This window comes from Rhizorhabdus argentea (assembly GCF_037861105.1).
Classification (GTDB): domain Bacteria; phylum Pseudomonadota; class Alphaproteobacteria; order Sphingomonadales; family Sphingomonadaceae; genus Rhizorhabdus; species Rhizorhabdus argentea.
This window is the reverse complement of sequence record NZ_JBANFK010000028.1, coordinates 24,967-44,247: the sequence shown is the minus strand read 5'-3', so window position 1 is coordinate 44,247 and position 19,281 is coordinate 24,967. Positions and strand designations below refer to the sequence as shown.

General features: G+C 60.9%; 20 protein-coding genes and 1 pseudogene. 10 read left to right on the top strand and 11 right to left on the bottom strand.

Annotated elements, in window-relative coordinates; genetic code table 11:
- The first annotated feature begins 553 nt into the window (after positions 1-553).
- Entirely contained in the window at positions 554-1,054 is a 501-nt protein-coding gene (locus AAC645_RS18385) for a hypothetical protein (protein ID WP_340318036.1), read from the top strand.
- Positions 1,055-1,118: 64 nt separating this feature from the next.
- On the opposite strand, the gene AAC645_RS18380 is transcribed toward AAC645_RS18385, so the two are convergent.
- Both AAC645_RS18380 and AAC645_RS18375 read right to left on the bottom strand, forming a co-directional pair.
- Entirely contained in the window at positions 1,119-1,457 is a 339-nt protein-coding gene (locus tag AAC645_RS18380; RefSeq protein WP_340318035.1) for a hypothetical protein, read from the bottom strand.
- A 249-nt stretch (positions 1,458-1,706) separates the two neighbouring features.
- The gene (locus AAC645_RS18375; RefSeq protein WP_340318034.1) at positions 1,707-1,865 is read right to left on the bottom strand and encodes a hypothetical protein; all 159 of its coding nucleotides are present in this window, start codon (positions 1,863-1,865) and stop codon (positions 1,707-1,709) included.
- A 216-nt stretch (positions 1,866-2,081) separates the two neighbouring features.
- Here AAC645_RS18375 and AAC645_RS18370 point away from each other — a divergent pair, with 216 nt between their 5' ends.
- Complete coding sequence (locus tag AAC645_RS18370) at positions 2,082-2,984, top strand: tyrosine-type recombinase/integrase (RefSeq protein WP_340318033.1); 903 nt, start codon at positions 2,082-2,084, stop codon at positions 2,982-2,984.
- A 6-nt stretch (positions 2,985-2,990) separates the two neighbouring features.
- Positions 2,991-3,908: pseudogene (locus tag AAC645_RS18365) on the top strand (IS91 family transposase); the annotation flags it as partial.
- 314 nt (positions 3,909-4,222) lie between these two features.
- Here the strand turns inward: AAC645_RS18365 and AAC645_RS18360 are convergent.
- The 4 genes from AAC645_RS18360 to AAC645_RS18345 form a co-directional block, all read right to left on the bottom strand.
- Entirely contained in the window at positions 4,223-4,816 is a 594-nt protein-coding gene (locus AAC645_RS18360) for an alpha/beta hydrolase (RefSeq protein WP_340318032.1), read from the bottom strand.
- A gap of 101 nt (positions 4,817-4,917) precedes the next feature.
- Positions 4,918-5,118: a 30S ribosomal protein S21 gene (gene rpsU / locus AAC645_RS18355; RefSeq protein WP_340318031.1), complete on the bottom strand. Its 201-nt coding sequence runs from the start codon at positions 5,116-5,118 to the stop codon at positions 4,918-4,920.
- A 274-nt stretch (positions 5,119-5,392) separates the two neighbouring features.
- Positions 5,393-6,913 (bottom strand): argonaute/piwi family protein, encoded by a 1,521-nt coding sequence (locus tag AAC645_RS18350; RefSeq protein WP_340318030.1) that lies wholly within the window; start codon positions 6,911-6,913, stop codon positions 5,393-5,395.
- Positions 6,913-8,364, bottom strand: a complete 1,452-nt coding sequence (locus AAC645_RS18345; protein ID WP_340318029.1) for a toll/interleukin-1 receptor domain-containing protein — start codon at positions 8,362-8,364, stop codon at positions 6,913-6,915. The genes AAC645_RS18350 and AAC645_RS18345 overlap by 1 nt, the downstream gene beginning before the upstream one ends.
- A 570-nt stretch (positions 8,365-8,934) precedes the next feature.
- Between AAC645_RS18345 and AAC645_RS18340 the strand changes: the two genes are divergently transcribed.
- The 3 genes from AAC645_RS18340 to AAC645_RS18330 are packed head-to-tail and all read left to right on the top strand — an operon-like array spanning position 8,935 to position 10,947.
- A complete protein-coding gene (locus AAC645_RS18340) occupies positions 8,935-9,990 on the top strand; it encodes an N-acetyltransferase (protein ID WP_340318028.1) in 1,056 nt (351 codons plus the stop codon).
- The gene (locus AAC645_RS18335; RefSeq protein ID WP_340318027.1) at positions 9,968-10,387 is read left to right on the top strand and encodes a hypothetical protein; all 420 of its coding nucleotides are present in this window, start codon (positions 9,968-9,970) and stop codon (positions 10,385-10,387) included. The genes AAC645_RS18340 and AAC645_RS18335 overlap by 23 nt, the downstream gene beginning before the upstream one ends.
- Positions 10,387-10,947: an ATP-binding protein gene (locus AAC645_RS18330; RefSeq protein WP_340318026.1), complete on the top strand. Its 561-nt coding sequence runs from the start codon at positions 10,387-10,389 to the stop codon at positions 10,945-10,947. Before AAC645_RS18335 ends, AAC645_RS18330 begins: the two co-directional genes overlap by 1 nt.
- Here the strand turns inward: AAC645_RS18330 and AAC645_RS18325 are convergent.
- Both AAC645_RS18325 and AAC645_RS18320 read right to left on the bottom strand, forming a co-directional pair.
- Positions 10,898-11,446: a GNAT family N-acetyltransferase gene (locus tag AAC645_RS18325; RefSeq protein WP_340318025.1), complete on the bottom strand. Its 549-nt coding sequence runs from the start codon at positions 11,444-11,446 to the stop codon at positions 10,898-10,900. The two genes, AAC645_RS18330 and AAC645_RS18325, sit on opposite strands and share 50 nt — an antisense overlap.
- Complete coding sequence (locus AAC645_RS18320) at positions 11,443-12,597, bottom strand: hypothetical protein (protein ID WP_340318024.1); 1,155 nt, start codon at positions 12,595-12,597, stop codon at positions 11,443-11,445. The genes AAC645_RS18325 and AAC645_RS18320 overlap by 4 nt, the downstream gene beginning before the upstream one ends.
- A 701-nt stretch (positions 12,598-13,298) precedes the next feature.
- Here AAC645_RS18320 and AAC645_RS18315 point away from each other — a divergent pair.
- The 4 genes from AAC645_RS18315 to hxsC are packed head-to-tail and all read left to right on the top strand — an operon-like array spanning position 13,299 to position 16,501.
- Positions 13,299-13,544: a hypothetical protein gene (locus AAC645_RS18315; RefSeq protein ID WP_340318023.1), complete on the top strand. Its 246-nt coding sequence runs from the start codon at positions 13,299-13,301 to the stop codon at positions 13,542-13,544.
- Between the two features lie 26 nt (positions 13,545-13,570).
- Positions 13,571-13,879, top strand: a complete 309-nt coding sequence (locus AAC645_RS18310; protein ID WP_340318022.1) for a hypothetical protein — start codon at positions 13,571-13,573, stop codon at positions 13,877-13,879.
- The gene (gene hxsB, locus AAC645_RS18305) at positions 13,872-15,335 is read left to right on the top strand and encodes a His-Xaa-Ser system radical SAM maturase HxsB (protein ID WP_340318021.1); all 1,464 of its coding nucleotides are present in this window, start codon (positions 13,872-13,874) and stop codon (positions 15,333-15,335) included. Before AAC645_RS18310 ends, hxsB begins: the two co-directional genes overlap by 8 nt.
- Entirely contained in the window at positions 15,332-16,501 is a 1,170-nt protein-coding gene (hxsC, locus tag AAC645_RS18300; RefSeq protein ID WP_340318020.1) for a His-Xaa-Ser system radical SAM maturase HxsC, read from the top strand. The genes hxsB and hxsC overlap by 4 nt, the downstream gene beginning before the upstream one ends.
- Before the next feature lie 418 nt (positions 16,502-16,919).
- On the opposite strand, the gene AAC645_RS18295 is transcribed toward hxsC, so the two are convergent.
- From AAC645_RS18295 to AAC645_RS18285, 3 genes are read right to left on the bottom strand one after another with little or no spacing between them, the layout of a single operon-like run.
- On the bottom strand, positions 16,920-18,503 hold the full coding sequence (locus tag AAC645_RS18295) for a recombinase family protein (protein ID WP_340318019.1): 1,584 nt from the start codon (positions 18,501-18,503) through the stop codon (positions 16,920-16,922).
- Positions 18,500-18,937 carry a DUF2924 domain-containing protein gene (locus AAC645_RS18290; RefSeq protein ID WP_340318018.1) on the bottom strand — a complete coding sequence of 146 codons (438 nt, stop codon included), beginning with the start codon at positions 18,935-18,937 and terminating at the stop codon, positions 18,500-18,502. Before AAC645_RS18290 ends, AAC645_RS18295 begins: the two co-directional genes overlap by 4 nt.
- Entirely contained in the window at positions 18,937-19,182 is a 246-nt protein-coding gene (locus AAC645_RS18285; RefSeq protein ID WP_340318017.1) for a DUF3489 domain-containing protein, read from the bottom strand. The genes AAC645_RS18290 and AAC645_RS18285 overlap by 1 nt, the downstream gene beginning before the upstream one ends.
- Between the last annotated feature and the right edge of the window lie 99 nt (positions 19,183-19,281).

Genomic DNA, 19,281 nt, shown 5'->3' with positions numbered 1-19,281 from the left:
TCGTCTCCGCATCGTCGCGAAGATTGAATCAGACCCTCAACACCACTTCAAGGCAGTTTTTCAACAGAATCGGGTCGACTCCTGCCGTTCCATTCATTCTAGTGAGGTATGGCTGAGGTGGGCTGGTTAGCGGCCCTTCGAGGAACTGTCTTGCTGAGGAATGGGACCGCTCTCCAACGAGCGTTGCCAACCCTTGCCTGAGGCCATGCGACCTCGGTCGAACGTAAACTCAACCCGCGAAATACTATGATCAGCACTGCTCAGAAAATCGATTGTCACCTTCTGACTGGCGCAGGCCTCCGCAGGGCCATCCATGTAGTCCCAGCCTTGATACTGGAAACGATCTGCGTTCATGGTTCTAGCGAGTGCGCTAACGCCAGCAATGCCGCTCCCGAGCGGACGACCAACGTCTCCGGCACCAAGGGCGAAGGACGCCGATGGGTCTACCAATGTTTTCAAGCGGGCTCCCGATCGGCTGCTTTTCGGTACCGCTAGAGCGATTACCTGAACGGCGCGGCGGCTAAGCGCTTCATAGGATGCGCGCGCCGTCTTGATGGCGGCGAGGTCGCACGGTTCGGCAGTAACACTACTTGCCAACATCAGGATCGCGGGGGTCACCATCGGGGAAGGCTGCCCGATCTCGGGAAGGTCTGCAATTGGGTCACAGCGGGCAATTGATCCGAAATGGTGCGAACGGCCGGAAATGTTACAACGCGCGTGCTTCTCCCGCTATCTTTGGGCTATGTCGACGTATCCGAAGATGCAGTTGTCCCGGCTTCGCGAGATCGGATGGAAGCATTGGGACCCGATTGGCCTCGCCAATGCCGATGGTACGTGGGACGAAGCGTGTGCTGATGAATATGATGGGTATCTTCTCCACATTGTGAGCTTGCTACGGGGGGGGCAACCTGCCGAACAAGCCGTCGCATATCTCGATTGGGCCAGTTCTGAAAAGATGGGGCTGGGGCATCTGGACGGCCGATTGCATCTCGCGTCGGTCAAGACGGTGGAAGCGGTTCTCTCCTATTTGAAGACCGTAACCAACAAACTTTGAACTTCCGCAGCGGCAGCGAGCAGCCATCTCGCTCAGGTTCACCCAAAACGGTGGAAACGGGCGGCTAGCTGCCGTTCGCCTCGATCAACTTTTTCACGAATCGTTTTAGCAGCACGCCGCCGATCACTAAGGTCGCGGACGCAATTGCGCCCGCCGTCGAAACTTGAGACAGAAAGTCCCACCGTTCCGCAACGGTGCGAGCGACGCATTGCTCGATCTTCATGTCGGCAAACGAAAACATAGTTTTAGCGTGGACGCAAAGAGCGTCAGGGTATCGAGTTGCGATGCGAAGCAACTCATTCTGCGCGCCTCCTGCCCAGATGGCGGCTGCTGCACCTGCCGCAATCAGGACGATGTAGGCTGCCGCCGCACATCCTAAAGCGATGTTACTGACACCTCGCATCTCACCTTTTTATACCTCGCACGCATGTCTGCAAGTGGGGCGACTCCTGCCGTTCGATCCATTTTGTTGCCTGGGGCGGAGATGGGGTGGAAAGCGCCCGGTCCGCTTTCAGGCTCCATCAGACGATAACGGACGTGTTGCGCGGCCAAAGTCTTGAGGCGCAGCGCGCCCATCAGGATAGAACATCTCCTGCTCCATCGTCCAAATCACCAACTCGACCCCATCCTGACCTCGGACAAGCTCGATCCTTCATACTGAGCCGTGCCAGTCCTGTGGCCCATCGTCCGTATCGTAATGCAGGATCAACTCTTCGCCCGGGTCGAGCCTGAAACGCGCGGTGGATAGCTCAAGATTGAGGAAAAGTGTCGTGTCGGTGGGGTTGTGAAAGGTCTGCTTCTGCTTAGCCATGTCGCAAACGTAACCGATATTTGAACGTGGTGCATGTCCGCTATTAGGAAATGCTGCGACGGGCCTAAACGGCGGACAGTGGGCCGATGCACGAACCCGCTGCGCGGGAGTGGCGCCCGCGGTGAGGTTAAGATGAGACGGCGGACGTTGCGCCTGAGTTGAGCGGTCGTAAGTCCCGGCAGACCATTGAGGTTCCTTTGACTGAGGAGCCTCAAGATGAACGACCTTGTTCCCGTTTCTGTTCTGAGCCCGCTTCGCCAGCGCCTTGTCGACCACATGACCATGCGTCGGTTCTCGCGCGAGACGCAGCGCAATTACATCCGCGACGTCGGGCGGTTTGCGACCTACCTGGGACGCTCACCCCACACGGCGACGGCCGAGGATGTTCGCCAGTTCCAGATCGACCAGCGCGAGGCTGGTGTTCCGGCACCGACGATGAACAGCATCGTCGCCGCGCTGCGGCTCTTCTTCGCCCCCACGCTCGACCGGCCCGAGCTCGCCCGCAAACTGGTCCGCACCTCCCATCAGCGCAAAATGCCGGTGGTGCTGACCATGGAGGAGATGAAGCGGCTTCTCGACGCCACGACATGCCTGAAGCACCAGACGGCGCTGTCGGTCGCCTATGGCGCGGGGCTGCGCGTGTCCGAAGTGTCCGCCCTCAAGGTCAGCGACATCGACAGTAAGCGGATGTTGCTCCGTATCGAGCGGGGCAAGGGTGGACGTTACCGCAACGCCATGTTGCCGGAAGGCCTGCTCACTTTGCTGCGAGAGTGGTGGAGAGCCGGACAGCAGCAGGGCATCATGCGCGCGGACGGCTGGCTCTTTCCCGGCCAGAACATGACGGTGCCGCTCAGCACGCGACAATTGTATCGCGTCGTCGTCGAAGCCGCTGAGGCAGCCGATATCGGCAAGCGTGTCGGTATGCATACGCTGCGGCACAGCTTCGCGACGCACCTGCTCGAAGACGGCGTCGACATCCGCGTCATCCAGGCGCTGCTCGGCCACGCCAAGCTCAATACCACGGCCTTCTACACGCAGGTGGCAACCAAGACGGTCCGGGCGGTGACCAGTCCGCTCGATAAGTTGCTGCTGCCGTCGGGAACCTCGTCTGGCGGCTGAGGCAGGATGCGACCTTCACTCGAGGTCGCCGACATCTTTCGAGCTGCAGGGCCTGTGTATCGGGCCACACATGCTGGGCATCTGAGCCTTCACCAGCTCAAGATCATGTCGGCGGTCGAGCATTGCCGCACGGCTGCGTTAGGCGGCCATGTCGAGGCCTGCACAGACTGCGGCCATTGGCGGATTGGCTATAACAGCTGTCGCAACCGGCACTGCCCCAAGTGCCAGGGCGCGGCCGCACGCGCCTGGCTTGCCGAGCGCGAGGCCGACCTGCTGCCGGTCGGCTATTTCCATGTCGTATTCACGTTGCCCGCCGAGGTCGCCACAATCGCGCTTCAGAACAAGGCGCTCGTCTATGATCTGCTGTTCCGCACCGCATCAGAGACGATGCAGATCATCGCCGGCGACCCGAGGCATCTGGGAGCACGCATCGGCATCACCGCCGTGCTCCATAGTTGGGGCTCCGCGCTGACCTACCATCCGCACATCCACATGATCGTACCGGGAGGCGGTCTCTCGCTGGACGGCGCGCGCTGGATCTCGGCACGTCCTGCCTTCCTCCTGCCGGTGCGGGTGCTGGGCGCGCTGTTTCGCCGTCTCTTCCTCACCCGGCTGCTCGCTCTCTACGAGGGCGGCCAACTCGGCTTCTTCGGCGCCATCGCGCATCTCGCTGAGCGCCGGGCTTTCCTGCGGCACCTGTCACCGGTCAGGAAGAAGCGGTGGGTGGTGTACGCCAAGCCGCCATTCGCCGGGCCCGAGGCCGTCCTCGCCTATCTATCGCGCTACACCCATCGGGTCGCCATCTCGAACAGTCGGCTCATCCGCTTCGACGAGGACGGCGTCACCTTCCGCTACAAAGACTATCGCCGCAACAGCAGCGACCGGCAGCAGGTGATGACGCTGACCGCCGATGAGTTCAGGCGATGGCGGCCGCCCGCAGGCAGATCGCGGAGGAGGCGGATGCCAGCTTCGAGCTCGCCATCGACGTTCGCCGCGCACGTATGCAGAAGATCCGGCCGCTACCCGTCGATACGGCCCGTGCGCTGGGAATACGTCGCCTGTCCACCTCGGCAAAGGCTAGGATCGATGCCTCCTAGGGAAGTCTCAGAAAGGAGCGGCTTTCGCCTTCAACGTAGCCATTCGACTATGCTGCGGCGGGCACCGAATGCAGCCATACGTTCAGTACTTTTAGCCCGTGCGCTCCCCTTGACGATTGATCGGAGCGGAAGGCACCGGGCTCAGTTAATAGCGCGCACGGCGAATGCGGTGGCAGCGGCGAGCCCATCCTGGCTGACGCTGTGCCCCACGCCGGAGGAGACGTGGGTTTCGACGGCGACGCCGGCAGCGGTCAACGCTGTCGACGCCAGGTCCATAGAGTTGAACGGCACAATGTCATCCTCAGTGCCGTGAATCAGCAGCACGGGTGGGCGGCTTCTGATTTCCGCCTGCAGCCGTTCAGCCGCGACGAGCATGCCCGAGATGCCGACGATGCCAGCGAGAGGCTGCTGGCGACGCAGACCAACATGCAGCGCCATCATCGTGCCCTGGCTAAAGCCTACGAGGAGGACGCGGTTGCTGGGCACGTCGGCCTGTGCGAGTGCTTGGGTGATGAAGGCGTCGAGACCCGACGCGGCTGCGGAGGCGCCGGCAGCACGCTCGGCCATCGAGAAGGTCTCTATCGGCCACCATTGGTAGGCCCCGGCCATCCCAGGGACCGGCGACGGTGCATTGGGCGCTACGAACGCGGCGCCAGGAAGCGCCGGCTGGATCATGCGGGCCAACGAAATCAAGTCGTCTCCGTTCGATCCGTAGCCGTGGATCAAAATGATCAAGGCATTCGGCCTCGAGCCGGAGAGAGGGGCGAGGCGGGGACCGTCGAGCGACACGGTAATCCTTTCAGCTTTGAGAGACTGCAGCGGAAACGCTCAATTCGTCATTTGTCGCGTTCAGCGCACTTGCGATCGGCCTTGCGCGCACGGCTTATTGCTGCCGCTCTCTCGCGCGCTCTTTTTTCCGACGGCTTCTCATAATGCCGACGGAGCTTCATTTCCCGATAAACACCTTCGCGCTGCAGCTTCTTCTTCAAGGCGCGAAGCGCTTGATCGATGTTATTGTCGCGGACAATGATTTGCATGCTAGCTCGGCTTCCAGATGGTGTGGCTCGGGATCAACTTCGGGCGGCTCTACAGCCAGAGGGTCTGTAAGCCAAGGAACAGGCTCCCGGTAAACCGCAGAGATGGCGTTGCTGCGGGGGCGCTCACCCCGGACAGCGGCGAGGGCTGGCGAGGACTACAACCGGCGGATCGGCAGCTATGCGCGCCATGTCGGTCGTTCGCCAGGCCGCGCTTATTTCCTGAAAGCGGTCGCCACCGGCCGGGCATATAACCGCGAATTAATGCTACTTTCCGTCAAATATAGTGCCGGAATGGCAGGGGAGGTAAATCGCCAACTGGAGCGGCTGTCAGAATATCGCCCACCGCGTCAGCGAACTTCAAGGTGACCGGTAATCCGTCAGCGAACACACAGGCGTTAAAGTTAATCTTCGTAAGGCCAAGGACGTCAATCATGACCCGAGTGAGCTCAGCCTCGCCCCGGTGGATTTCCACAAGCAGCGGGTTGGGAACCTCCCAGCCGGGGTAGGTTGCAAGTCGCGGGATGAAGCCCTTAGTCCAAAGGTAACCGAGGCGATCGCCCACCATATAGGCGGTGCCGCGCTGAACAGCGGTCTTGCCAAGCCGAAAAAGCTTGAGTTCGCTCGTCGGTCGGATCCGAACGCCGACAAGGCTGGTTTCGGCCGGAACAGCTGATGAGAATCCCGCCCATTCCTCATCGCTGAAGCGCGCTTTGCCATGAATGAATAACTCGACCGGCGGCATGCCGTGCATGTCGCGATAGGCCTCAACGATCAGGGTCATGAGCTCGGCGGCTTTGGCCTGAGTCAGATGGAAGGACTTGTCCGCTTCCGAATACCACGGCCCGACCGCGCCGCGGAATACCACCCCATCGCCGCTGTCGAGGAACATCTGGGCGCCACAACAGGCGTTAGCGCCGCCTAGCGCGGTGTCGTCCTTCTTGAAAACGAGGCCGACATAGCAGACGCCCGGTCGCACATCGGCGAGCCGCCAGGGCTTGCCGCTCGATTTGAAGAAGGCGGTGGTGCACAGATTCCAGGCGATCGTCGCGGGATCCTGGGTCGCGCGCACTACCCGGCCGTTGTCATCGACAAAGGCGTCGGGATCGAGCGTCGTCTCCCGCACGATCTGAATCACGGCCTTCTGGTCTAGGAGCTTCGCCTTGAGCTGGTGGTGGAAGTTGAGCTCGAAACGATAGATTTCGGCGGCCTCCACCTCTTCGGCAAAGAGCGAGCCCGTCTCGAGTACGAACTTGCCGGCGCGACGGCTGAGCCGCGCATCTCCCTTGACCCGCTCGCCGCGAGGCACAATCGATTTTGGGCGACCGAAGCGGTGGACATCTTCGGGGATGACGACGAACCACATTGTCGGCGGCGCTTCCTCCTGTCGGAGATGACGCCGGATCGGGGCTTCAAAGATCCCGACTGCCTTCGAGATGGCTTCATGCCGGTTTTCAATTCGGATGGCGTTCGCCAACGCGGCGGCATCGACGGAGATCTCGGTGATCGGCCGCTCGGGCCAGCGCGTATCAAACACCGCTTCGAAGCCGGGCCAACTGGCGTGATGCGCCGCATCCGGATTGGCGGAGGGGATGTGGCCGCGGATCCGCTTTGCCCATGTCCTGAAATGGGCGAGACCCGCGGCTGTGCCGATGACACCGATCCGCATTTCGGCGGGATGCGCACCATCCTGGAGGGGCCCGAACAGAAACAGGCCATCCTTGGGATGCTCCATGCGCTGCTGATAGCCGAAGCCGAGCAGCGGTTCTGGAAGCTGGAGGAGCTTAAGCGGGACCATCAGGCTTCCCGCTCGCCAAGATCGTCGAGATCGGGGCGCTCGTCGCCATCGTCGAGCGTGTCGGCCGCAGTTTCGGTTTCGATCGCTTCCGCCTCGGCGGGGTCGATGCTGTCCCCGACGATCCGAGTCGGCGCTTCGAATACCATTAGCTCGCCGGCGAGGGTGAGCTCGGCGCTGCCACCCAGCGGAATCCGGACGGTGCCATCCTCATCGGCGAGGAAGCGGACATAGGCGTTGAGCAGCATCCGCCATTGGTCGTTCCACCAGTTCTTACAGAAGCTCTTACGCAGCCGCGCCATCTTAGGCTTGCTGTCGATCGGCTTGCGGCCATCCTCGGTGAAAACGACTTGGGGCTTAAGCTCGAATAGCCATCGCCGGCCGACAACGGGATGGACTGTCACCGCGAAGCTCCAATACACACCGCGCTTCTCGCTTCGGCCGCTCAGCCGCTTGCGGCGTCGTTTGCCGCTGCGATCATCGAAAGCGATCGTGTCCTTCTCGATGAGCCCGCGCGGAACATACCACCCGGTGCTGTTCGCAAACTCATAGGGCAGCAAGCCCTTGTCTGCCGCAAAGGCCTCCCAGGCTTGGCGCAACAAGTTGGCGATCATCCGGCGCGCATCGACGCTGCGTAGCTTGGGCGCATCGTCAGCCTGGCCTGCGACGAACCTTTGCAGGTCGACCACGTAGCCATGTTCGACCGCCAGGTCCGGTGCCTCGGCCCCGACGATCTCGCTGGCGCGTGCGAAGCCGAGCCCAAGCCGGTCCCAAGCAATCACCGGCATCTTGAATTGCCCGAGCACCTTGGCGACCGCCTTGGGGTCGCCGGCATAGCGATTGAGATAGGCGGTGCCGGGCAAGGTTTCGATCTTGAGCCAACTCCCCTCGATAAACTCCGGCTCCTGCGCGATCGCCGCGCTCTGCCGCAGCCGGAAATTGCGGAACTCAGCGATGCCCTGCTCATGTGCGCTTTCAATCTTGGGGATCGCGCGCTCGTCGATCGCCTCAAGCAACTGGTGAAGGCCCTCGGCCCAATTGCCATTGAAGTTTATCGCATTGAGCCTGATCACCTGTTCGGGAAACTCATCGAAGGGAAGGTCGTCGAGACGCACAGGGATGATGAACTTCGGGTTGTTCAGCTTGCGCGCGGTGGCGACCGCCAGCGCTATCTCGTCGAGGACGCCCGGCTTCTGCACCGACAATCGCGAGAGAACCAGGACGACGACCGCGGCATGGTCCTTGATCGCATCGCCGATATCGCGCCAGAAAGGTTCACCGCCGATGAGGCGGAGCAGATCGCTCCAGACATGGTAGCCGGCGCCGATGAGGCGGGTACCCAACCAGGCAGTGAACTCATTGTCTTCGGGGTTGGCATGGCTGATGAACACCGTGCGCCTCGCGAGCGCGATCGCATTGTCATCGGACAGGGAAGGAGTCTCGGCATCGGCCATGGTTCATCATGACCGCCGAAACGACTCCCGTCCACCGCGGGTGTCTCCAGGGTGGTTGCAAAACCCCTGCTCGCCCCACGCGAAGCGCGCTAGACGAAGGTCCGCCTTCTCTCTTGCGGTGCTAAGCCGACGGTCTGCTACGGCCCACAAGCTACCAAGCCGCTCTTTCCGCTGTGCGCCTAGGCGCAATGCCCCGGATCAGATCCAGGTCGAGGAGGCGCTCCGGCCCGCCTGTCACGGTCGTCATCATATCATCGGTCTTGCCCGAACCCAACTTTGGCGCATGAACTCCGCCCGGCGTCGAAGGATCGAGCGATCGACCTCTCGGCGATGGGCCCGAAACGCCCGCCCTTAAAGAGAGCACGCGGCGGCACGTCGGCCATCCGAATATGAAGAAGGCCGCTATCGCATCGCCCGAAGGTTCACGGACTATGATGATCGGCGGAGGGGCGTTAGACTGGCCGCCGCAGCGCGATCGCACAGCCCCGATCTTACACGATCTTTCCTGCCGCAGCTTACAACGCTAATGAGCCTGTATAATGCGATGGTTTCGGGGGGAGCCGCCAAACAATGTCACGCCAATTGAAGCTCACCACGTTCAGCGATTTGTCGCTCGCTGATCCCTTCTTTGACAGCCTTAAGGCGGGCTATAACGGCTTTCCGAAATGGTTCGCCAGCAAATCGAACGAGCCAGTCTATGCCGTCGTTGACGGCGAGACAGATGACTTGAGCGGGATGATCTATCTCAAGGACGAGAAGGGCCCAGTCGACGATGTCGATCCGCCGCTGCCCGATCGCTTTTGGATGAAGGTCGGGACGCTCAAGATCGACGGCAAGGGCACGAAGCTGGGAGAGCGGGTGATCAAGAAGATCTTCGACACCGCTATCGCCGCAGGCGCGAACGGCATCTATGTCACCGTCTTTGAGCTGCACGAGCAGCTGATCGCGCTGTTCAAGCGCTATGGCTTTGTCGAGCAGGCTACCAAGACGTCCACTGATGGCATTGAGAAAGTGCTCGTACGCTCGCTGACCGACTTCACCGGCGATCTGTTGAAGGACTATCCTTTTGTCCATCGCAAGGGCCAGAAGGCCTGGCTGCTGGCGATCTACCCCGAATATCACACCCGGCTTCTGCCGGATTCCATCCTCAACAACGAGCCAGCTGAACTCGTCCAGGACGTCTCGCACACGAACACAATTCACAAGGTCTATATCGGACGGCTCTCGCTCTGCCGGATGGCGCCGGGAGACATCGTCATTTTCTACCGGACGACCGACGGAAAGGGGCCGGCCTATTTCCGATCGGTGGTAAGTTCGATATGCGTGGTCGAAGAGGTCAAGGCCAAGAAGGATTTCGCCGATATCGACGCCTTTCTCGCCTATACCCAACCGCGCTCCGTCTTCACCGAGGACGAACTACGTGACCAATGGACCTCGTGGAAGAGGCTCTATGTGGCCAAAATGACTTATAATGCGGCCTTCTCGAAGCGGACCACGCGCGGGCAGTTGCTCGACGGCGGCGTGGTCAGCGAACAGCCGCGCTGGGACCTTCGCGCGCTCAAGAACAAGCAGCTCGATCGCATACTCGAACTGGGGGAAGTCAATGCGCGTCTTATTGTCGATTAAGCCGGAGCATGTCGAAAATATCCGGCGCGGCACCAAGACCTTCGAATTCCGCCGCCGAATATTCACCCGCCGCGACATCCGCACCATTCTGATCTACTGCACCCGGCCCGTCGGCCGCCTAGTCGGTGAGTTCGACATCGCCGATATTCTCGAGGATGAGCCTGAAGCTTTGTGGGCATCAACCGCGAGCGGATCAGGCATTTCCAAGGATTTCTTCGACGCCTATTTCGAGGGTCGCCAACGCGGCTTCGCCCTTCAGATCGGCGCGCTCAGGCTCTATGACGAGCCGATCTGCCCGAGCGACTGGTTCGACAATTTTACTCCGCCCCAATCTTATATGTATGTCGCCGCCGCTGCAGCCGGCTGTCCGCCGCCCCGCCAACTTGCCATGCTGTAATGGCCGGCCGCTGCGTACTGGTCTTTGGCGTATCGGGCGTCGGCAAGACCAGCGCCTGCGAGGCCTATGTCGCCACTCATCCCGACACGTTGTTCATAAGCGCCAGCGGGCTGCTCAAAGCAGCCCGAAATAGCAGCGCTGAAACGCTGCGCACCGCGGCGACCGGAGCGATCGTTGACAATCAGGCGCTGCTCGGCCCAGCGTTAGCAGCCTTTCGGGCAGGCCGCGAAGAGCGCGACGTCCTCGTCGATGCGCATGGTGTGATCGATAACGACCATGAGCTGGTCCGCGTCCCCTCCTCGGCGATCGCGGCGCTGAAGCCCCATCGACTAATCCTGCTTGAGGCTTCTCCGGAGACCGTAGCGGCGCGGCGGGCAAATTCAGAACGCCGCCGACCGCTGCGTGACCTAGCCGCGATCAACCTTGAAATCGCCGCCGAACGCGAGACTGTCACCGCTTATGCCAAAGCTCTGAGCATCGGCCTCGTCATAGCCGACGCCGGACCACGCTTCACGCTAGATGCGCTTCTCGATGCGACGTGTCCGGCCCGATCAGGATAATGGGCGTGGTCAGCGACGTCATTATAGGCTCATTATAGCCCAATTCTGTCATGCGCGGCACATAGAGACCTTCATGCGCCGAGGTTACGTCGAAGCCATAGTGGTCGAAGATGCGCTCAAACTGGGGCAGCTTCGCCGCGCTGACCGTCAGATGCGGCCGGTCATCATCAAGCCATTTGAGCAGCCCGTCGAATAGCCGCACGCCGATCCCGCGGCCCACATGACTCGGTGCTACCCGCACCGTGCAGATCTTGCGCTCATCGGCCTCCTTCTTGGCGATGCCGAGCCCCACGATCGCGCCATCCCGTTCGACCGGCAGCAACAGTCGACTTCCCCGACGAACCCCGGGCACCACCTTGTGCGCAAACCAGCGGGCGATGCTGGGGTAATCTTCGGACAAGGGTAGCAGGAAGGAAAGCGCGCGCGCTTCCGCGGCGTCGAGCTTGACGGAAGGCTGGCAGGGCGATCCGGCGCCGAAAGTCTGGGGGTCGATGATCACGACTTGTTTTCTACCTGAATTGTCCCGTCGCGCCTAGCCTCTCCCTCGGCGGGCGGGGTGAGCCGTGCGGCGGGAGGGGGAAGCAAGTTGACCTTAGGTGGCGGCGCCACCGGCGCGGGCACGTCGGCCCCGAACCACTCCCAGCCGGCCTGGATGCCCGTTGCCGCAAGATTGCCGGTTAAACCGAACAAGAAGGCGATCACCAGATAGATCACCAAAATCTTGCGGCTGCTGCGCCGCGTCTGAAGCTTTACGAACGCCGAAAAGTCGCTGATCGGGGCTTGGCGTTTCCAGTGATAGACCACCATGCCGTCGGGAATGCCCGAGGCGACATAGCCGTTCCAACTCTGCTCGAGCAGCCGCATTTTGTGTGACGGCGTGTTCGAGACGCTGAGCTCGGAATGAACCGGCACCGCGGTGAGGAAGGCTACCAGCTTGAAGGCGACGTCGCCGCCTTTCGCGCGGTCGTTGCGCATCCGCTGCTCGATCCCCGCGGGCAGGGTGCGCGCCTCGTTCATCCGGAAGTCGATATATTCGATCTCGTCATAGCCGCTTTGGAAACGCCGGTCATGGGGCTGGATCACCTTGACGAAAGGATTTTCCTCCCGACCGGCTTTCAGATGAATGCGCAGCCGGAAATAGGACGGCGCCGGGGGCGCTGCATGGTTGCACGCCTCCAGCATCGCATCGGGCCCGATCATCAAGACCGTCCCGTCGTGCTGCTCGACGATCGTCAACTCGTTCGGCTCGATGCCTTGGGAGCCTTGCGCAAAGCTGTGGACGCGGCAGAAGACCGATGTCGGGGTGTCGTGCAGGACGATGCAGCCCGGGCCGCCCGCGACGGGTGCCGTGATCTGAAACACCTCGTTGAAGATGCCCTGCGCGAATTGCGAGTGGGCGAGATAGGGCGCGCAATCCTCGACCGCGGCGCGCTGGACCGTGGTCGGCACGAAGATGCAGATTTTCTCGATCTGGGTGATGTCAGTAACGAGCAGCCCGATCTCGATGAAATCCTTAACATGCTTGGCAGACTTCGCAGCAAAGCCTGGTTCGCCGGCGATCCGCCAATAGTTGAAATGTGCCTCGAGATCGGTCGCGGCCGAATTCGCCCTCGGAACGCACCAGATCGCGATCGTGCCGTTGTTCGGCATTCTTTCCCCCCTAGATATTCATGGCGACGGGCGCCGCCTCTTTCCTCGGTAGAACCTATCATCGGCGACAGCGCCGCGCCTAGCCCTGATCGCCGGCCCGACCAGTTCGGTCCTCAGTTGCGATCAGCTTGAGCCAATTTCCAGTCCGCGCTCCTCGACGAACTGTCGAACCGATGATTATATTTGAAGGTGAACTCCTGGCCGTTAACGGGCTGGTGGAAATTCATTCCGTAGGATCCGGAAAATAATCGAACCGGGTGGAAGTGATCGCTTTCCCCGGCCTGCGGTGCGCATTGGTCACCGGCTCGTGGCACAGCCCCAAAACCACGCATAGTAAATGTCTTCAGTTCAACCAGATGAGCGACTGCTATGCCACAATCGAGGCTGAAAGCTACCAGTCGGCAAGCGGCCCATGACCAGCCACCGTATCCATCGGATCAAACGGCCGAAGCTGGGCTGTTAACGACTGGCAGCTTACAAGCAGACAGTATCGATAGCTGCCGTTGCAGAGCAGATCACGCGGGCATCCCGCTCCGTGCCGTCACACGGCTGCTTGCGAGCTCAGATCGGGATATAAACATCAACAGCATCAGCATTCCTTCGTTATGATCGTCCATTCTGGATGATAATGTTACGCGGTCGAATTGACTCGAGGGCGATTAAGTGATGGGTATTTTGCACCACAATCGGAGGGGGCTCCAATGGACCGCAAATTTCTCAAGCCGTTCGCAATATCGATGGCAACGCTTCTCGCTGGTTCGCAAGCCGATGCTTCGATTGGCATCAAGCTCGCGGAAACCGTCAGCGATCGGAACCTTGCTCAGGCATCGGCTGATGGACTAACGCTGGCGAAGCCGGAAGCTGGTGTTCAGATGGCCCAGCACCAGTCGCACTCAAGCCATAGCTCACACGCGAGCCACGCTTCGCATTCGTCCAGCTCGTTCTGAGCTCTGCGCGCAGGCGCGTTTTCAACATGGCTAGTGATCAGGGCGACGTCATCGTCGTGGACCTTTCCCGTGCGGTATTTTCAGCCGAAGCCGTCAAAAGGGCCGCCTATGCCCTTATGGCTCGATATGACGTGGCGATTGATGCCAGCGGCGATGTGCTCAGGTGCGTCATTCGACCTGCCCATCCCAAAGCCGACATGGCCACCGCCGAGCGCGATCTCAGGCGCGAAGTGGTTGACCACGACCTTCGGATTTCCATTGAACAGCGCACCTCCCCGTATCGGGACGCTATTCTTGGTCTAGCATTCTCGAAAACCGGCCTTCAGAATGGCTAAGTTCCGCGACCTTGCGGATTTCGATGCTTCGCAGGCGGCACCTTACAAGATGCTGCCCTGGCGCTTCACTCCTCTCGAGGGTGATACGTACGTCGCCACCAACATGGCGGGCGAATATATCGTCGTGTCGCGTTCGGAGATCGCGCAGTTCGCTAAGGGGCACTTGGCATCGGCGGATCCTCTCTATGATGAGCTTAAGTCGCGGCATTTCCTGATCGATGCCGATACGGATGTTGCGCTCGACCTTCTGGCGCTGAAGGTTCGGACAAAATTGTCACCGCTCGCCAACTTTACCGGCTTGCACATCTTCGTCACGACGCTCCGCTGTGAGCACAGCTGTCCGTATTGCCAAGTCTCGCGTGCCAACGATGGCAAGCGGGAGTTCGACATGAGCGAAGAAACAGCGCTCAAATCGCTCGACCTCGTTTTCCGATCGCCTTCACCTACGATCAAGATCGAGTTCCAGGGCGGCGAGTCGCTGCTCAACCTTCCCGTGATCAAATTCGTTGTCGGCGAGGCCAACAAACGCAATGAGGTGGCCAAGCGTAACCTCGCGTTTGTCATAGCGACGAATCTCGCGGTGCTTGACGATGACGCACTCGCGTTCGCCCGCGAACACGACATCCTCATCTCAACATCGCTCGATGGGCCGGCCGACCTACACAACCGAAATCGACCAAGGCCGGGCAAAGATTCCTACGAGCGGGCGCTCGATGGTATTCGCCGGGCCCGCCGGGTACTGGGACATCACAGCGTTGGCGCCCTGATGACTACGACCGCCGCCAGCCTGTCTTCCGTGCGCGAAATTATCGACGAGTATATCCGGCTTGACTTCGGCAGCATCTTCCTACGGCCCCTGTCGCCTTATGGGTTCGCGATCAAGACGAAGTTCTATCAATCCTATGACCAATCAAAGTGGCTCCAATTCTACTTCGAGGGTCTGGACTACATCATTGAGCTCAACCTGGGCGGGTTCGAATTCATCGAACAATATGCTGCCATGGTGCTGAAAAAGATGCTCACCCCCATGCAGACGAGCTACGTCGACCTTATGAGCCCGGCAGGCATCGCGATCGGCGCCATCGTCTATAACTACGATGGCGTCGTGTACGCTTCCGATGAAAGCCGCATGCTCGCGGAGATGGACGACAAGACATTTGCGCTTGGCAACGTTCACGATCACGATTTTGCCGAAATCATGCTTGGCGACGCATTGCTCGATCCGCTCGAAGCCTCATTCTCTGCTAGTGTGCCAGGTTGTTCGTGGTGCGCTTTCGAACCGTGGTGCGGCGCCGACCCGGTTTTTCACCATGCAACACAGGGCGATTTTGTCGGGAAGAAGCCTCTGTCAGCATTTTGTACGCGAAACATGGAGCTCTTTCGTGGCCTGATCTCCCGCATGGAGGCTGATCCAAACGTGCGACGTCTCTTCGAGCGCTGGGCGAATATCGTATGATCACGCTCCGTGGTCGATCGGTGGAGTACAACGAAGCCGCCAACGCGAGGGGGTCGGCTGTCCTACGGCTCAGCAGTGATCCGCGACGACCGGCACCACTCAAAGCGCAAGAGGCTTACATCCATTCGGCGGGCGATCTCCCGGGCGGGTTCGGCTGGTATCTTCTGAATTCAGCCGAGCATATCTGGCAGGTTCCGGAAGGCGCGGCCGTGGCCGTCTTGCCTGAAGAGTTCGGCTATCTGGCCGATGGCGATGTGGTGCGCCTTGATCCCTCTCGCAGTGGGCTGCGCACATTGTTCCGCAAGGGCACGGCCTATAACCATTTCATGCTCACCGAGCGCTGCAACAACTATTGCCTGATGTGCTCACAACCGCCGCGTAACGTCGACGACGGCTGGATCGTTGACGAAGTGCTCGAAGCCCTTCCGTTGATTGACCGCGGCGCCGGTGAGATTGGATTCACTGGTGGCGAGCCCACCCTACTCGGCGAGCGCTTCATTGAACTTGTCCGGGCTACGAAGTCTCACCTTCCAAACACCGCGCTTCACATCCTGTCGAATGGCAGGCTGTTCGCGACAGGTACGCTCGCCCGTGACCTGTCAGCAGTCCGACACCACGACCTGATGATGGGTATCCCGATCTATGCAGACCTGCCACACGTCCACGATCATGTGGTCCAGGCCGACGGAGCGTTCGACGATACTATCCGCGGTATCCTGGCGCTGAAACAACACGGTGTCCGCGTGGAAGTGAGGGTCGTACTTCAACACCAAACGGTGCCCAGATTGACTGCGCTCGCCCGGTTTTTGGCACGCAATCTGCTTTTCGTCGATCACATTGCCCTGATGGGGCTTGAAATAACCGGCTTCGCGCGGGCGAACCTCGATCGCATCTGGATCGATCCGATCGATTATCAAGCTGAACTGCTGGAGGCGGTCGGCATTCTCGATCGCGCCGGAATGAACGTCTCGATTTACAACAGTCAGCTATGCGTGCTCGATCGGTCTTTGCGACCCTTCGCGCGTCGCTCGATCAGCGATTGGAAGAACGAATATATGCCGGAATGCGAGGACTGCGATGTCAAGGCTGCCTGCGGAGGATTCTTCGCATCGGCAAAGCTCCGATATAGCCGGGCGATTCGCCCCCTCCTCGAAAATGCGGCGTGACGGCGGGCGATAGTCACGACGATGCCTCACGATTTTGAGCACCTTGCAGCCCAGCAGGATCTCTTGACCAGCGCGTCCCCATTTGCGCTGACATGAAGCAGAATCGAAAGGAAATCTAAGGGGCGACCTCGGTCGGGCAGTGTTGCATCGAAGCCAGCACTCGCATGACAGAAACGGGGAGACGATGGCACCCGCCAGGGTGCGCGCCATCGCCTCTCGAAGCCGACTTCTTCAACACTATCGGGTGCAGAGCTGCCAATGCCAACGGCAGCTTATCGGTACTGCGGTCCCGACTCCGGACAGTCGGCACCGTCCGACATTGCGGACGATCATAGCCGTCGACGAGATGTCGGTTCTTGGCTGTGCCGAATCCCGCCAAGCGCCGAGGTGGGGCGCGCAAAGCTGCCCATCGCTGTTTTCATGTGAAACCGAGCATCTCCCGCTGCTCCTGCCAATCTACGGGCAGATTGGTCGCTCGCGCGAGCCGCTGCCGATTGAGCTGTATTGGCTGACTGCCGTCCAAAATGGCCGTGACGATATCCGGAGCCAGATAAGAGACACGCAGCAGCACGCCAAAATAGTCGCGGCTCACGCCGATCTCGGCGGCCATCTGCTCGATGCTGCGATCTCCGGCCGATGCGAGTGCCTCGCGCGCGATCTGCGCTTTGGCGAGCAGCTTGATGAGCGATGGATCCTGTGCGCCGATCGCCCGATCTGCGGGTGGCAGCGCGAGCGTCTTTTCCTTTCCCTGGCGAATGAGCGTCGCTGGGACAGACACCATAGCTGGCTGGCCCGCCGTTTCGAGAAAGGCGATGTCGATCCGATCTGGATGTACCTCAACCCGCTCGAGAAGGTCGGCAACGACCTGGCGCTGCTCGCTCAGCGGGGCGGTGTCGAGCGTGAGGAGGGAGGTGGGACCACTCTCCGGGTCGAGCCGCGTGCGCAGCTGGGTGAGGACAATCGCCTCGAGGTCGCCGGCTGGAACACGGTAGCAGCGCTCCTTCAACCGGGCCTCGCGATTGTCGCTCGCATAATAGCGATAGCGCCGGCCTTTCTTGGACGCGTGATTAGGGCGCATCCGCCTGCCATGACCGTCCCAGACCTTGTGGACGAGCAGGCTGGTCTCGCCATCATGGGCATCGGAGTGGTCGTTGCGATTGCATGCAAGTAGCGCGGCGACCTGATCGAACAATGCCTGCTCGATGATCGCGTCGTGCTCGCCCGGATAGGCCTTGCCCTTATGGCAGATCTCGCCCCGATAGATGCGGTTCTGGAGCATCAGGTAGAGCGCGCCGCGGCTAAACGGCGCATTGCCCCTGGCGACGCCATTGCGATCCATCCGCGGTTTACTGCGCACCCCGCGCTGATTGAGGTCGGCAGCCAGCGCCAGGACGGAGCCGAGCTCGAGATAGCGCTCGAAGATCATCCGAACCGTCGCAGCATCCTCGGCGATGACGATCAGCTTGCGGTCCTTCACGACATAGCCGAGCGGGGGCACGCCGCCCATCCACATGCCCCTGGCCTTGGAGGCGGCGATCTTGTCGCGGATACGTTCGCTGGTCACCTCGCGCTCGAACTGGGCGAAGGACAGTAGGACATTGAGCGTCAGCCGGCCCATGCTGCTGGTCGTATTGAACGACTGGGTGACGCTGACGAAGGACGCCTTGCTCTTGTCGAGCACCTCGACGATGCGCGCGAAATCGGCGAGGCTGCGGGTCAGCCGGTCGATCTTGTAGACGACGATGCAGTCGACCTTGCCTGCGCGGATGTCGGCCAGCAGGTGCTGAAGGGCAGCGCGGTCCATAGTACCGCCCGAGAGACCGCCATCATCATAATAGTCGGGGACCAGCTTCCAGCCTTCATGGCGCTGGCTGGCGATATAGGCTTCGCAGGCCTCGCGCTGCGCATCAAGGCTGTTGAACTCCTGCTCCAGACCCTTCTCGTCGGATTTGCGCGTGTAGATCGCGCAGCGGATAACCTTTTTATCGCTCCGCTGGTTCATTGGACTTTTTCCTGCAGGCCGAAGAAGCGCGGACCCGACCAGGCGGTGCCGGTGATCTCCTTCGCGATTGGGGTCAGCGAGCGGTAATGGCGCTCGCGGAACTGGTAGCCGCCCTCGACCACCAGGACCTCGTAAAGGGCGCCGTGCCAGCGCCGGACCAGCTTGGTGCCGGGCTTGATCTGGATGTCGCTCACCAGATCGATATCCCCGGTCTCGCGAAGCTGTTTCGCCAGGCGCTTCAGCTCGCGCGCGATGGCGGGTGGCAGGCCCCCGCGCACCCGCTCCTGGATCTGCCAGACGATCGCGCGGCTGGCGAGATCGCGACCGAGGCCGTTCGGCATGAGTTGACCCTTATGGTGTTTGCGCCACTCGCTGCGGAGCTGGGCCTGCGACAGTGTCGCAAGCCCAGCCAGTTGATCCGCAAGGCTCGCCATCAATCGGCCAGCCGGTAGGAGGTTTCGCCCGAGCGGCGAGTTTCTTTCAGCAGCGTCTTCTTCTTGCGGATGCCGGTCAGGAAGGCGCGCGCGCTATGCGGCTGCCAGTGCGTCGCTTCGGTGATCTCCGCCAACGTTGCCCCCCGATTGCGCGAGAGTAGCTTGGCGACCGTAGCAGCCTTGGACGGGCGAGGCGGGGCAGCGGTTTCGGGGCCGTTGCTGTTGGTCTGCTGATTATCTTCCATGGTGGTTCTCCTCGAGGCACGTGATTGCGCCCCACCACCCAGAGCCCTGTCGGTCCGACCGATCAGGGCAGCGGCCTCACCTCTGGGCCGCGATTCAGT